This is a genomic window from Pseudomonas lactucae, assembly GCF_016937615.1.
GTDB lineage: Bacteria > Pseudomonadota > Gammaproteobacteria > Pseudomonadales > Pseudomonadaceae > Aquipseudomonas > Aquipseudomonas lactucae.
The window spans coordinates 1-605 of record NZ_JAFHKI010000235.1 but is presented as its reverse complement, the minus strand read 5'-3'; the positions used below and the strand labels follow the sequence as shown (position 1 = coordinate 605).

Below are 605 nucleotides of genomic sequence, written 5' to 3'. Positions count from 1 at the left end.
GCCATTACAACAAAGTGGCCGAGGACTTTCGCGAAGGCACCCGCGACCACGATGTGAGCCAGAACATCGACGCGTTGCTGCGGCATATCCAGGGCACGCCGCCCTTTACCGTGTTGGATTTCGGCTGCGGCCCGGGGCGCGATTTGCAGACGTTTACGCGCATGGGCCATATCGCCGTGGGCCTGGACGGCTCCGAGCGCTTTGCGCAGATGGCACGCGAAGACAGCGGCTGCGAGGTGTTGCAGCAGGACTTTCTCAAACTGCAATTGCCCGCCGAACGCTTCGACGGGATCTTCGCCAACGCGGTGCTGTTTCACATTCCCAAACAGGAACTGCCGCGTGTGCTCAAGCAACTGCACGCGGCGTTGAAGCCTGGAGGCGTGCTGTTCAGCTCCAACCCACGGGGTGAGAACCAGGAAGGCTGGAATGGGCCACGGTATGGGTCGTATCACGACCTGGAGGCATGGCAGGCATTGCTGACGACGGCGGGGTTTGTGGAGTTGGAGCACTACTACCGCCCCGCCGGATTACCGCGTGAGCAGCAGCCGTGGTTGGCCAGCGTGTGGCGCAAACCTTAAAGGCAACACATTACAAATGTGGGAGGG

Annotated in this window: 1 protein-coding gene; it reads left to right on the top strand. The window is 61.3% G+C overall.

Annotated elements, in window-relative coordinates:
* A partial coding sequence (locus tag JWR98_RS28705) for a class I SAM-dependent methyltransferase (protein ID WP_205491847.1) occupies positions 1-578 on the top strand: 578 nt, incomplete at its 5' end.
* Between the last annotated feature and the right edge of the window lie 27 nt (positions 579-605).